This window comes from Rhodobacter sp. 4.3.4 (genome assembly GCF_058724655.1).
Window position 1 is genome coordinate 1,709,270 of record NZ_CM178967.1, and the last position, 12,195, is coordinate 1,721,464.

At 67.2% G+C, this 12,195-nt stretch carries 11 protein-coding genes and 1 pseudogene; 6 read left to right on the forward strand and 6 right to left on the reverse strand.

What is annotated here, in order from left to right; genetic code table 11:
* Nucleotides 1-18: 18 nt before the first annotated feature.
* The 3 genes and pseudogenes from lpxD to AC4PTB_RS08315 all read left to right on the forward strand — a co-directional run bounded on the left by lpxD (nucleotide 19) and on the right by AC4PTB_RS08315 (nucleotide 2,614).
* Nucleotides 19-1,119, forward strand: coding sequence for a UDP-3-O-(3-hydroxymyristoyl)glucosamine N-acyltransferase (lpxD, locus tag AC4PTB_RS08305; RefSeq protein ID WP_492192539.1), 1,101 nt, complete (start codon nucleotides 19-21; stop codon nucleotides 1,117-1,119).
* A 7-nt stretch (nucleotides 1,120-1,126) separates the two neighbouring features.
* On the forward strand, nucleotides 1,127-1,402 hold the full coding sequence (locus AC4PTB_RS08310) for an acyl carrier protein (RefSeq protein WP_492192540.1): 276 nt from the start codon (nucleotides 1,127-1,129) through the stop codon (nucleotides 1,400-1,402).
* Nucleotides 1,399-2,614 (forward strand): annotated as a pseudogene (locus AC4PTB_RS08315) (beta-ketoacyl-[acyl-carrier-protein] synthase family protein). The gene AC4PTB_RS08310 and the pseudogene AC4PTB_RS08315 overlap by 4 nt, the downstream one beginning before the upstream one ends.
* Before the next feature lie 57 nt (nucleotides 2,615-2,671).
* Here the strand turns inward: AC4PTB_RS08315 and AC4PTB_RS08320 are convergent.
* Entirely contained in the window at nucleotides 2,672-3,274 is a 603-nt protein-coding gene (locus tag AC4PTB_RS08320; RefSeq protein ID WP_492192541.1) for an invasion associated locus B family protein, read from the reverse strand.
* 453 nt (nucleotides 3,275-3,727) lie between these two features.
* Between AC4PTB_RS08320 and AC4PTB_RS08325 the strand changes: the two genes are divergently transcribed.
* A complete protein-coding gene (locus AC4PTB_RS08325; protein ID WP_492192542.1) occupies nucleotides 3,728-5,281 on the forward strand; it encodes a helicase HerA-like domain-containing protein in 1,554 nt (517 codons plus the stop codon).
* Nucleotides 5,282-5,317: 36 nt separating this feature from the next.
* On the opposite strand, the gene AC4PTB_RS08330 is transcribed toward AC4PTB_RS08325, so the two are convergent.
* Nucleotides 5,318-5,626, reverse strand: a complete 309-nt coding sequence (locus AC4PTB_RS08330) for a DUF6477 family protein (RefSeq protein ID WP_492192543.1) — start codon at nucleotides 5,624-5,626, stop codon at nucleotides 5,318-5,320.
* A 216-nt stretch (nucleotides 5,627-5,842) separates the two neighbouring features.
* Between AC4PTB_RS08330 and AC4PTB_RS08335 the strand changes: the two genes are divergently transcribed.
* Together AC4PTB_RS08335 and lipA are read left to right on the forward strand one after the other, a co-directional pair.
* Nucleotides 5,843-6,985 (forward strand): DUF6456 domain-containing protein, encoded by a 1,143-nt coding sequence (locus tag AC4PTB_RS08335; protein ID WP_492192544.1) that lies wholly within the window; start codon nucleotides 5,843-5,845, stop codon nucleotides 6,983-6,985.
* 82 nt (nucleotides 6,986-7,067) lie between these two features.
* Nucleotides 7,068-8,030: a lipoyl synthase gene (lipA, locus tag AC4PTB_RS08340; protein ID WP_492192545.1), complete on the forward strand. Its 963-nt coding sequence runs from the start codon at nucleotides 7,068-7,070 to the stop codon at nucleotides 8,028-8,030.
* Nucleotides 8,031-8,033: 3 nt separating this feature from the next.
* Here lipA and AC4PTB_RS08345 read toward each other — a convergent pair whose 3' ends face one another.
* From AC4PTB_RS08345 to AC4PTB_RS08360, 4 genes are read right to left on the reverse strand one after another with little or no spacing between them, the layout of a single operon-like run.
* Nucleotides 8,034-9,383 carry an HlyC/CorC family transporter gene (locus AC4PTB_RS08345; protein ID WP_492192546.1) on the reverse strand — a complete coding sequence of 450 codons (1,350 nt, stop codon included), beginning with the start codon at nucleotides 9,381-9,383 and terminating at the stop codon, nucleotides 8,034-8,036.
* Nucleotides 9,384-9,416: 33 nt separating this feature from the next.
* On the reverse strand, nucleotides 9,417-10,370 hold the full coding sequence (locus AC4PTB_RS08350) for a site-specific tyrosine recombinase XerD (protein WP_492192547.1): 954 nt from the start codon (nucleotides 10,368-10,370) through the stop codon (nucleotides 9,417-9,419).
* Entirely contained in the window at nucleotides 10,367-11,944 is a 1,578-nt protein-coding gene (locus AC4PTB_RS08355) for a hypothetical protein (protein ID WP_492192548.1), read from the reverse strand. Before AC4PTB_RS08355 ends, AC4PTB_RS08350 begins: the two co-directional genes overlap by 4 nt.
* Complete coding sequence (locus tag AC4PTB_RS08360; protein WP_492192549.1) at nucleotides 11,934-12,185, reverse strand: hypothetical protein; 252 nt, start codon at nucleotides 12,183-12,185, stop codon at nucleotides 11,934-11,936. Before AC4PTB_RS08360 ends, AC4PTB_RS08355 begins: the two co-directional genes overlap by 11 nt.
* Nucleotides 12,186-12,195 lie beyond the last annotated feature (10 nt).

Below are 12,195 nucleotides of genomic sequence, written 5' to 3' on the forward strand. Positions count from 1 at the left end.
CAACGAGAGGCAAGATCCATGGCGCAGACGGTCGAAACCATTGCACGGGCTCTGGCGGCGCGGGCGGAGGGCGATCTGTCCCTGCCGATCGAGGGCGCTTCCGAGCCGCAATCGGCAGGCCCGCGTCAGATCGCGCTGGCGATGAGCGCGAAATACATCCCGGGGCTGGCCGCCGGTCAGGCGCTGGCGGCGATCCTGCCTGAGGGCACGGATTGGCAGGCGCTGGGGCTGAAGGCGGCGATTTTCGTCGCCCGGCCGCGGCTTGCCATGGCGGGGCTGTCGAAAGCCTTCGACCCGGGCCCCGAGATCGCGCCGGGGATTCATCCGACGGCCGTCATCGATCCCAGTGCCGAGATCGGCGCAGGTGCGGCCATCGGCCCCTTTGTCGTCATCGGGCGGGGCGCGCGCATTGGCGCCGGGGCACGGATCGCGGCGCATGCCTGTATCGCCGAAGATGTAAATATCGGCGAGGAAGCCCTTGTTCTGCAAGGCGTAATGATCGGCGCCCGGGTGGTGATCGGAGATCGGTTCATCGCCCAGCCCGGTGCGGTGGTGGGGGCGGACGGGTTTTCCTTTGTCACGCCGGAAAAATCCGGGGTCGAGGAAATCCGCGAGACGCTTGGCCAGCGCGAGGCGATCACCGAACAAAGCTGGACCCGGATTCACAGCCTGGGCACCGTCGTCATCGGCGATGATGTCGAGCTGGGCGCCAATGTCTGCATCGACCGCGGCACGGTGCGGGCGACGATGATCGGCTCGGGGACGAAACTCGACAACCTGGTCCACGTCGGCCACAATGTGCAGATCGGCCGCGATTGTCTCTTGTGCGGTCAGGTCGGCATCGCGGGCTCGTCGCGCATCGGCGACCGGGTGGTGCTGGGCGGCCAATGCGGGGTGAACGACAATATCTTCGTCGGCGATGACGTGATCGCGGGCGGCGCCACCAAGATCTTCACCAATGCCCCCGCAGGGCGGGTTTTGCTTGGTTATCCGGCGGTGAAGATGGAAACCCATGTCGAAGCCTGGAAGAACATCCGCCGTCTGCCGCGACTCTTTGCGCAAATGGCCGAACTTCGGGAAACTGTTACAAATCTCACGCAGAAAAAGGGCACGGAGTAACAGCCAGATGAGGCCCGACGTGCAGGACAAGATTCTCTCGATCATCGCCCGCGAAGCTGCGATGGAACCGGCGGAAGTGCGCCCGGAGATGACGCTTGAGGAGCTGGGGCTCGACAGCCTCGGCCTTGTCGAGATGATCTTCGCGATCGAGGAGACCTTCGGGGTCTCCGTTCCCTTCAACGCCAACGAACCGACGCAAGGCGAGTTCGACATTTCCTCGGTCGGCGCCATCGTGCGCGCGGTGGAGCGGCTGATCTCGGGGCCGCAGGCGGCGCTGGCGTGACCCAAAGACGTGTGGTGATCACCGGGGCCGGAACGGTCAATGCGCTGGCCCCGGATGTGCAAGGCACTTTCGCCGCGATGGCGGCGGGGCGTTGTGGTATCGGGCCGCTCGACTTTCCCGATGTCGAGCGGCTGACGATCCGGATCGGCGCGCAGGTGCAGGGCTTCCCCCCCCGAAAGCCATTTCGACAAGGGCAAGCTGTCGCTTTACGACCGTTTCACGCAATTCGCACTGGTCGCGGCGCGACAGGCGATGGCGCAGGCCGGTCTGCCGCAGGAAAGCTGTGATCACACCCGCTGGGGCGCGATCATCGGCACCGCGGGCGGCGGCAATGCGACGGTGAACGAGGCTTATCGCGCGGTCTATGCCGAGGGCAAGAACCGGGTGCATCCTTTCACCGTGCCGCGGCTGATGGGCAATGCGGCGGCGTCGCATCTTTCGATGGAATTCGGGCTGATGGGGCCCAGCTTCGCGGTGGCGACGGCCTGCGCCAGTTCGAACCATGCGCTGGGTCTGGCGTTTCAGATGATCCGCGCCGGGCTTGCCGATGGCATGCTGGCGGGCGGGGCGGAATCGATGCTGAATTTCGGCGGGCTGAAGGCCTGGGAGGGGCTGCGGGTGATGTCGCCCGATGGCTGCCGCCCGTTCAGCGCCAGCCGCAACGGCATGGTCCAGGGCGAGGGCGCGGGGGTCTTCGTGCTCGAGACATTCGAGGGCGCCAAGGCGCGCGGCGCCGAAATTCTGGCCGAGATCAAGGGTTTCGCCATGACCTCGGACGCAAGCGACATCGTCATGCCCTCGCGCGAGGGGGCGGCGCGGGCGATGCGTCTGGCGCTGGTCGACGCCGGGATCGCGCCCGAGGCGGTGGAGTATGTGAACGCCCATGGCACCGGCACCGCGGCCAATGACAAGACCGAGGCGGCGGCGCTGGCGGATATTTTCGGCGCGGATCTGCCGCGACTGCCGGTCAGTTCCACCAAGGCGATGCACGGTCATTGCATCGGCGCCACCGGGGCGATCGAGCTTCTGGCCTGTCTGATGGCGCTCAACGACGGGGTGATCGCGCCGACGCTGGGCTATGACGCGCCCGATCCCGACTGCCCGCTGGATGTCGTGCCCAATGTCGCGCGTCAGGCGCAGGTCAAGACGGTGATGACCAATGCCTTTGCCTTTGGCGGGCTGAACGCGGTCCTGATCCTGTCAAAAGCATGACGCCGCCCCGAAAGGCGGCGTCTTTCAATATCTTGCACGGCGATCCTTAGTTTCGGATCACTTCGGCTGCATCGCATCCCAGGCGGCGCTGAAGCCTTTGAGCGAGATCGCCAGCTCCACCTTCTGATCGGGCGCGCGCATCGGCACGATCGTCATGGCGATCTTCTTGCCCTTCTTGAACAGATCAAGCTCCTCGGCTTTCAGCACGACGTTCGAGAAGCAGCCGACCTGCGAGCAGAAGGAATAGGGCAGCGTGATCGGTTTTTGCGTGTCGATCTGCAGCGTCACCCCGGCGGTCAGCGCCGATTCCAGCGGCGTGGCGATGGTGGCCCCGGCCACGGCTTCCTTGCCCTTCGGCAGGCCCAGAACCGAGATCGAAGCGACCTTGTTGCCGTCCTTGTCGGTCAGCAGCTGGAACATCTCGCAAGGTTCGTCGCCGCTTTCGACGCGCAGGCACTGCACTTTCCAGTCGCCTTCCGTGGCCTTGACATAGGGCTCGGGCTCGGCGGCAGGCTCGGCCGCTTTGGCCGCGGGCGCCGGGGTTTCGGCGGTAGCAGCCGGAGCCGCGGGGGCGGGCGCGGCGGCATCCTCGGCCAGCGCCATCGGCGCAGCAAGGCTGGCGGCCAGCACAAGAGCAAGGGAAGCGGTGTTTTTGATCATGAAATGTCCTCCATGGGGATGGTGCCGCCTTAGCATGCCGCCCGAAGCCTGTCAGGGGCAAAAGCGCCCCTCCGGCCGCGGTGGCGGGGGCTGGCGGTGAAACTTGCGTGAGCAGGCTTGGGAGGGGCTGATAAAGAAGGGCTCCGTTGACCGGAGCCCTGTATTCCCCCTGTCGGACTGGCCGACTATGTCATTGCGAAAACGCTAGTGCGGAATATCCCGCAGGTCAACACGCAAATATGATCGGCCGCGCGCGATTTTGGTTCCGATCCTGCGGGCAGAAGCGAAAAAACCGCGCCCGAGGGCGCGGCCAGTCTGACAGGGAGGAAGTGTCCCGCGGCCAATCGGCCCGAAGCGGGACAACTGCAGACTGGCACAAAGGTGTTAAGCAAGTATTCTCGCCAATATCAGGAACGCGGCCCCGGTCGGGCCGGGGCAGCAGCGGGGGAACGGATGAGCGCAGGTCTGACCGGGGCGGGGATCTTTGTCGGCGGCGGGGGCGAGGGCTATGGCCAGCCGCAGGAGCTGCTGCTGAAAGCGGGCAACCGGCACGGGTTGATCGCGGGGGCGACGGGCACCGGCAAGACGGTGACGTTGCAGGTTCTGGCCGAGGGCTTCTCGGCCGCGGGGGTTCCGGTGTTTCTGGCCGATGTGAAGGGCGACCTTGCGGGGCTTGCCGCGGCGGGCGCCGAGACCGGCCCGCTGCATGAAGCCTTTCGCAGCCGCGCCGCAACGATCGGCTATGATCTCAGCTATCGGGCCTATCCGGTCACGTTCTGGGATCTCTTTGGCGAACAGGGCCATCCGGTGCGCACGACGGTGACCGAGATGGGGCCGCTGCTGCTTGCCCGGCTGCTTGATCTGAGCGAGGCGCAGGAAGGCGTGCTGAACATCGCCTTTCATCTGGCCGATGCCGAGGGTCTGGCGCTGCTCGATCTGGCCGATCTGCGGGCGATTCTGGTGCATGTGGGCGAACGCGCGGCCGAGCTGAAACTGCGCTACGGCACTGTCTCGGCCGAGTCGGTGGGGGCGATCCAGCGCCAGCTGCTGATCCTGGAAAATCAGGGCGCGGTGCAGTTTTTCGGCGAACCGGCGCTTGATCTGGCCGACATGATGACGCTGGCGCCGGACGGGCGCGGGCAGATCAACATTCTGGCCGCCGACCGGCTCATGGTCCGCCCGCGGCTTTATGCGACCTTCCTGCTCTGGCTTCTGTCGGAGCTTTTCGAGGCATTGCCCGAGGTCGGCGACCCCGAGCGGCCGCGCTTCGTGTTTTTCTTCGACGAGGCGCATCTGCTGTTTGACGACGCCCCCAAGGCGCTGGTGGACAAGGTCGAACAGGTGGCGCGGCTGATCCGCTCGAAAGGTGTCGGCATCTATTTCATCACGCAAAACCCCGCCGATGTGCCCGAGGTTATCCTGGGCCAGCTGGGCAACCGTGTGCAGCATGCGCTGCGTGCCTTTACAGCGCGCGATCAGAAGGAGCTGCAACGCGCCGCCGAGACCTATCGCCCCAATCCGCGCTTCGACACCGAAACCGCGATCCGCGAGCTGGGCACCGGCGAGGCGGTGACCTCGTTTCTGGAGCCGAAGGGCGCGCCCGGCATGGTCGAGCGCACGCTGGTGCGCCCACCGCAATCGCGGCTTGGCCCGCTTGAGGCCGGAGAACGCGCGGCGCTGCGCGCGGCCTCGCCCCTTGGCGCGACATATGATCATGCGGTGGACCGGCCCTCGGCCTTCGAGATCCTGACCGCGCGGGCACAAAAGGCGGGTGCCGAAGCTGCCGCCGCGGAAACTTCCCCCGCGGCGAAGCTGGAGTTCAACCGCGCCCGCCGGTTCGAGGCGCCGCAGCCCAGGCCCGAGGTCGCGCGCCGACAGGCCGGGTCGGCCTCGCGCAGCGACAGCATCGCCGAGGTCTTCGGCAAATCGCTGGCGCGGCAGCTGGGCCGCGGCGCCGGTCAGCAGATCCTGCGCGGGGTGCTCGGCTCTCTGTTCAAAGCGCGTTGATCGGGGCGCGCTGATCCGGGGAGCGTTGCTCCGGGATCAGGCGACGCGGATCTGCGCGGGCAGCCGGGCTTGCGGCAGCATCCGCGCCTCGGCCATCATCGCGATCAGCACCTCGATGTGGCGCAGGAAGCTGTAGGCGGCCTCTCCGGCCTGGCGGGCGGCTTCCAGCCCGGCCTCCTCGTCCAGCAGCGCGCGCAAGGCCTCTTCGGGGCCGGGCAGCTCGCGCTTGGCCAGCAGCCGGCGCAGATCGCGGCTGCGGTCGTAATCGCGCTGTCCGAAGCGCGCGGCCCGGATCAGCAGTTTCGGACGGCGCAGACGCGCCATCTGGTCGATCTGGTCGGTCATCGTGATCCCCTCACTCGGTCCGGGCCAGGCTGGCGCAACCAAGACGGGTGTTGCGCAATTATTCGCGCAACCGAGCGCTGCGTTTGGAAATCTTTAGAGTTTATAAAGAATTTTCGAGATCGCCCCATTTCTTAACCAAGGGGTAGCCAAAGCAACCCACGGTTGCAGATGCTGTTTGCGCTATCCATGCGCCAGCGTGTCGATGGGAGACCGGAGATGACGACCATGCACGATCGGGAGATGCTGCCAGCCTGGTTGCCCGACCATGCACGGCTTTATCTGCGTCACGTCGAAGACGGCGTGCCGATCCGGCAACTGGCGCGGGCCGAGGGTTGTCACGCCTCGACCATCCTGCGCCGGGTGCGCCGGATCGAGCAACGCCGGGACGATCCGCTTGTCGACGAGGCGCTTACCCGGTTTGGCCGTTTTGCTGCCGCTGCATCTGCCGCCCCGACCAGAAAGGATGACACTGCGATGACCGCTCCGATCCGCCCGACTGCGCCGCAAGCCCGCCCCGATGCGGCCGCGCCCGATGGCCATGACCTCGAGACGCTTTCGCGTGAGGGGCAGCGGGTGCTGCGCCGTCTTGCCGAGCCGGGGGCGCTGTTGATCATCGCGCCCGACATGGAAAAGGCGGTTGTGTTGCGGGGCACGGTGCGCACGGCGGTGGTGACGCGCGCGGTGGCGCAGGGCTTTGCGCTGAACGGCTGGATCGGGGTGCAGCACAGCGGCCGGGTGACGAGCTACGCGCTTTCCGCCGCCGGGCGGGCGGCGCTGAAGCGGTTGCTGGAGGCGGAGGCGCTGGCCGAGGGGCGCGATCCCGAGGCGGAGAGCACACCGCAGGCCGAGCGTCACCGCGACTGGGGCGAGCGCCTGGTGCATGAGGGGCAGGGCCGGGTGACGCGGATACGGATGAACCTGGCCGAAAGCCCGCTTGGCGTGCTGGCGCGGCGGCGCGATGCGGATGGGCGGCCGTTTCTGGCGCCCGATCTGGTGGCGGCGGGGGAACGGCTGCGCGAGGATTTCGAACTGGCGCAGATGGGGCCGCGGGTGGCGCAGAACTGGGAACGCTTCATGACCGGCGGCGCGCGCGGCCAGTATCGGCCCGATCTGGGGCACGGCGGCCCGGGCGGGTCAGAACGCGCCCGCGAACGGGTGGCGGCGGCGCTGTCCGAGCTTGGCCCGGGCCTGGGCGACATGGTGCTGCGCTGCTGCTGTTTTCTCGAGGGGCTCGAGACGGCGGAAAAGCGCATGGGCTGGTCGGCGCGTTCGGGCAAGATCGTGCTGCGCATCGCGCTGATGCGGCTCAAGCGCCATTATGACGAGACCTATGGCGGCGCTGCGCCCTTGATCGGTTAGCCGGGCCGGGGTGGCACAGGCGGTTTGCATCGGGCGGGGTTTCGGCCTATCTGGGGGCAATCCCGCTGCGAAAGGAAGCCCGATGCCCGACATTCAGGACCCGGCCCACAAGGCACCCAGCCTGCGTCACCCGGAAAAGGCGCATCGCCCCGACAATGCCCAGCCGAAGAAACCCGGCTGGATCAAGGTCAAGGCGCCGATCTCGCAGGGCTACAAGGACACCCGCGATCTGTTGAAGACGAACAAGCTCGTCACCGTCTGCGAGGAGGCGGGCTGTCCGAATGTCGGCGAATGCTGGAGCCACGGCCACGCCACGATGATGATCATGGGCGAGACCTGCACCCGCGGCTGCAGTTTCTGCAACGTCGCCACCGGCAAGCCCGAGGCGCTTGACGCCTTCGAGCCGGGCCGGGTGGCGCACGCGGTGGCGACGCTCGGTCTGAAACACGTGGTCATCACCTCGGTCGATCGCGACGATCTGGAGGACGGCGGGGCCGAGCATTTCGCCCAGACGATCCGCGCCGTGCGCCACCGCGCGCCGGACACGACGATCGAGGTGCTGACCCCGGACTTTCTCAAGTGCGGCCCGGAAGCGCTTGAAAAGGTTGTCGAAGCCCGGCCCGACGTGTTCAACCACAACCTTGAGACCGTGCCCGGCCTTTACCCGACCGTGCGGCCCGGGGCGCGCTATTTCCATTCCTTGCGGCTGCTGCAACGGGTCAAGGAACTCGATCCGGCGATGTTCACCAAATCCGGCATCATGGTCGGTCTGGGCGAGGACCGGCAGGGCGTCAGCCAGGTGATGGATGACATGCGCGCCGCCGATATCGATTTCCTGACCATCGGTCAGTATCTGCAGCCGACGCCGAAGCATCATGCCGTTTCCCGCTTCGTGACGCCCGAGGAATTCGCCGATTACGAAAAGGCGGCCTATGGCAAGGGCTTCCTGATGGTCTCGGCGACGCCCCTGACGCGGTCGAGCTATCACGCGGGCGAGGATTTCGCCAAGCTGCGCACGGCGCGGCTGGCGAAGCTGGGGCGCTGAGCCCTAGCGCGGCAGACCTTCGAGCGGGCGGATGCGCAGCTGGCTGATCCGGTTGTCCTTGCGCCCGGTCACTTCGAAGCGGAAGCCGTGGAAGGAGAATACCTGACCGACCTCGGGGATGGACTGGGCCTCGTGGATGACGAGGCCCGCCACCGTATGCGCCTCGTCATCGGGCAGCGCCCAGTCGGTTTCCCGGTTCAGGTCGCGGATCGTCATCGCGCCTTCGACCAGATAATCGCCCGTCTCGGTCGGTTTCAGCTGCCGCCCCCCGCGCGGGTCGAATTCGTCGGTGATCTCGCCGACGATCTCTTCCAGAATGTCTTCCAGCGTCAAAAGCCCTTTCAGATCGCCATATTCATCGACGACCAGCGCGAAATGGGTGCGCCGTTTCAGGAATTCCCGCATCTGTTCATCGAGCGGCGTCGTTTCCGGGATGAAATAGGGCTTCATCGCCACTTTCATCACGTCAAGATCGCTGACGGAATCAAGCTTGCCATCGCCGCTGCGCAAGAACCGCTCGACCGCGCGCAACAGATCCTTGGCATGCAGGATGCCCACCACGTTTTCCCGCTCGCCCTTGTACAGCGGCAGCCTTGTGTGCGGCGAGGCCAGAACCTGCGCCAGCACCTCGTTCGGGTCGTCCTCGGCGTCGATCATCTCGATCTGGCTGCGGTGGCGCATGATCTCGGCGACGCTGCGGTTGCCCAGATCGAGCGCCCCCAAAAGCCGGTCGCGGTCGGCCTTGTCCACCGTCCCCTCGGAGGCGCCAATCGCCAGCGCCCCGGCGATTTCCTCGTGGATCGAGAACATGTTCTGGTTCGCATCGGTGCGCAGCCCGAAGACCCACAGGATCGCGCGCACGATCATTCGCACCACCGTCACGATCGGGCTGAGCAGCCGGATCAGCACCCGCACGATCCGCGCCACCCGCGCCGCCACCGTCTCGGGGGTGCTGATCGCCCAGGTCTTCGGCAGCACCTCGGAAAAGATCAGCACCAAAGCCGTCATCACCAGCGTCGCCAAAGCCACGCCGGATTGCCCGAACAGCCGCGTCAACAGCGCGGTGGCCAGCGCCGCCGACATGATGTTGACGACATTGTTGCCCAGAAGCAGCGCGCCGATCAGCCGCTCGTTGTCCTCGGTGATCTCCAGCGCCGCCTCGGCCCCCTTTTCGCCCCTGTCGGCGCGGGCCCGCAGCTTCGGGCGCGAAGCCGCCGTCAGCGCGGTTTCCGAACCCGAAAAGAAGGCCGAGAGCATCAGCAGAACGACGATCCCCCCGGCATTGAGCCAGAACGCCATGTCGAGACGATCGGCAAAGGCGGAAAGGGCGGCAAGAACGGAGATATCTGTCATGATGACCGATGATGGCGCGTTGCGGCGCCGGGATCAAGCGGGCGGATCATCCCGGCGGGCCAGCGGATGATGGCTCAGCACCAGATCCTTCAGCCGCTCCTCCAGCACATGGGTATAGATTTCGGTGGTGGACAGATCGGCATGGCCCAGCAGCGTCTGGATCACCCGCAGATCGGCGCCGCCCTGCAACAGATGCGTGGCAAAGGCATGGCGCAGCACATGCGGCGTCACCCGCGCCGGGTCGAGCCCCGCCGCCAGCGCGATGTCCTTCAAAAGCGCATGAAATCCCTGCCGCGTCAGATGCCCTTCCTTGCCCGAGGACGGGAACAGAAAGCGCGAGGGCGGCAGGCGGCGGGCGATCCGCGCCGCCTCCTCGGCGGCATCGCGGGTGACGAGCCAGGCCGTCAGCGCCTCGCGCGCCGGGGCCGAGAGCGGCACCATCCGTTCCTTGTCGCCCTTGCCGCGCACCATCAGCATCGCCGGATTGCCGCGCGCCGCCGCCACGGGCAGGCCCACCAGCTCGCTCACCCGCATGCCGGTGGCGTAAAGCAGCTCCATCAGGCAGCGGTTGCGGATCTGCTCGGCCGGGGTGCGGCCCTGATCGCGCCCGGCCTCCAAAAGCGCCTCGACCTCCTCGAGGCTCAGCGTTTTCGGCAGCCGCTGTGCCTTGCCCGGACCCGAGATCTGCAGCGTCGGATTATCGCTGCGCCAGCCCTCGTCATAGGCGAAGCGGTAGAATTGCTTCACCGCCGAAAGCCGCCGCGCCCGGGTCGCCTTGGCCAGCCCCTCGGCTTCAAGCCGGACCAGCCAGTCCTCGACCGCGGCCCGATCCAGCGTGATCAGATCAAGGCCCTTCGCCGTGGTGAAGTCAAGAAAATCGCTCAGATCGCGGCCATAGGCGGCAATCGTGTTGCGCGCCGCCCCGGCCTCGGCGGCCTGCGCTTCAAGGAAGACGGCGATCCGTTCGCGCGGCAGCATCGGGATCATCCGCGCCGCTCCAGGATGATCAGTTGCAAGGCCGTGCGCCGCGCCAGGCTTTCGAACCCGGCCTTGCGCAACAGCGTCAGACCGGATTCAAGCCGCCGCGCCTCGCCCTTGGCGCCTTCGGAAATGTCATCGACCGCCGCCAGCAGCGCCTCGCCCAGCCGGTCGGGCACAAGGCCCGCATAGGCTTCGGGCAGGGCGGCGGGCGGGGCGTCGAAGACCCGCTTCACCGTCAGCCCCAGCAGATCCTGCGCCTCGACCGGCGCGGTGTCGCCGCGGGCAATCCCGATCAGCAGCGGTTCTTGTGCCGCAGCGTCTGCTTGGGTCCGCGCGACAGTCTCGAAGGCGCCGGTCAGCAGCGCCAGCCGCAAAGCCAGCCGTTTGGCCTCTCCGGTCAGCGGCAGATCCAGCAGACGCGGGGCGAACATCGCGGCGAAAGCGGTTTCCAGCTCCTGCGCCTGCATCAGCTCCCAGGCGGCGGGCAAGATCTGCTCGACGCGCCCGACATCACTTGCAGAAAGGGCCGCATCCAATTGGGAAACAAGGGAAACCCGGTCCCACACCCCGCCCGAGGCAGAAGCGCGGTCCTGGGTGTAAAGCCCAAGCAGCTGGTTTGGATCGAGCACCCCCATGCGCGAAAGCCGCTCCGCCGCCTCGAGTTGCGCCTTCCATCCGGCATTGGCGCGCAGGTCGGAACGGGCAAAGGCGACGGGCAGGGTCGTCGTCGCCATCGGCTGGCCGATCGCCTCCATCAGCCGGAAGTTGAGCGGATTGGGCCTTGTGAGCGGCGGCAGATCGGCGGCGCCATCTGCGCCTTCGTCATCCAGAAAGCGGTCCAGAAGCAGCGCGGTCTCGCTGTCGATCTGCCCAAGCGCCCGCCCGGTGCCCAGCGTCAGCATCGCCGCATCCCATTTGCCCCGCCGCGCAAGGCAAAAGATCCGCGCCGGATAAGAGGGCGCGACGGCGGGCGTTTTCTCCATGATTTCACAGGCATGGTCTTCCTCGCCCAGAAGCAGGGCGACATCGAAGCGGCGCCGGAAAATCTCGGGGTCGGAGGGCTCGGCCTGTTCCAGAAGCGCCATCGCCTGATCCAGCGCGCCCAGATCCAGCAGCCGGTCGATGCGGGCCAGAAACAGCACGTTCTGCCCCTCGGGCGCGGGGGTGATCGGCGGGTCCAGCTCGGCCAGCATCAGTTCAAGCAGGAACGCCTGCACTGCGGGCAGGGTATCGAGCCGCTCCTTGCGCAGCGCCGCGGCCAGATCGACCTCGGGCGTCGCGCCCCAAAGCCCGCGCGGCAGGCCAAGGCGACTGGCGGGCAAAAGCCCGAGACTGTCGGCATTGCGCGCAGAATCCAGCGAGGCGACGCCGATGTGCTCCACCGTGCCCGCGCCCGAAACCGGGGCCTCGCCCGCGATGGGGGGCAGCACCGCCGCCGAGCCGCCGCCGGGGCGGACCGGCACGCCGCTGACCGAGGTCGACAGCCAGTCGATCGCCGACATCGGCGCCTCGGCCCACGCCGGGGGGGCGGGCCAAAGACCCAGCGTCAGGGCCAGAAACAGGCGGCGATCAATCGTCAAGCCCCGCCCCCGCAGCTTCGGTCGCCGGGGCCGGTTGCGCGGGGGCCTGCGGGGCCGGGGAAGCGGCCGCCGGGGCGGCCGGAGCCGGGGCCGCAGCCGGGGCCGGGGCAAGATCGGGCAGGGCGACGGGGCTGCGGATTTCGACCGGATCGGCCGTCATCTCGCCGAAATAGGCATAGCCAAGCGTGCCCAGCACCGCCGCCAGAAGAAGAACGAGAATGACCTTGAACATGCGCCCCATGTGTCTGCTT

Excerpts from the sequence above, each read along its gene's own strand:
- lipA (WP_492192545.1), top strand. The coding sequence starts at position 7,068 with ATGCCCGACATTCAGGACCCGGCCCACAAGGCACCCAGCCTGCGTCAC.
- AC4PTB_RS08310 (WP_492192540.1), top strand. The coding sequence starts at position 1,127 with ATGAGGCCCGACGTGCAGGACAAGATTCTCTCGATCATCGCCCGCGAA.
- AC4PTB_RS08345 (WP_492192546.1), bottom strand. The coding sequence starts at position 9,383 with ATGACAGATATCTCCGTTCTTGCCGCCCTTTCCGCCTTTGCCGATCGT.
- AC4PTB_RS08330 (WP_492192543.1), bottom strand. The coding sequence starts at position 5,626 with ATGACCGACCAGATCGACCAGATGGCGCGTCTGCGCCGTCCGAAACTG.
- AC4PTB_RS08325 (WP_492192542.1), top strand. The coding sequence starts at position 3,728 with ATGAGCGCAGGTCTGACCGGGGCGGGGATCTTTGTCGGCGGCGGGGGC.
- AC4PTB_RS08335 (WP_492192544.1), top strand. The coding sequence starts at position 5,843 with ATGACGACCATGCACGATCGGGAGATGCTGCCAGCCTGGTTGCCCGAC.
- AC4PTB_RS08350 (WP_492192547.1), bottom strand. The coding sequence starts at position 10,370 with ATGATCCCGATGCTGCCGCGCGAACGGATCGCCGTCTTCCTTGAAGCG.
- AC4PTB_RS08360 (WP_492192549.1), bottom strand. The coding sequence starts at position 12,185 with ATGGGGCGCATGTTCAAGGTCATTCTCGTTCTTCTTCTGGCGGCGGTG.
- AC4PTB_RS08320 (WP_492192541.1), bottom strand. The coding sequence starts at position 3,274 with ATGATCAAAAACACCGCTTCCCTTGCTCTTGTGCTGGCCGCCAGCCTT.
- lpxD (WP_492192539.1), top strand. The coding sequence starts at position 19 with ATGGCGCAGACGGTCGAAACCATTGCACGGGCTCTGGCGGCGCGGGCG.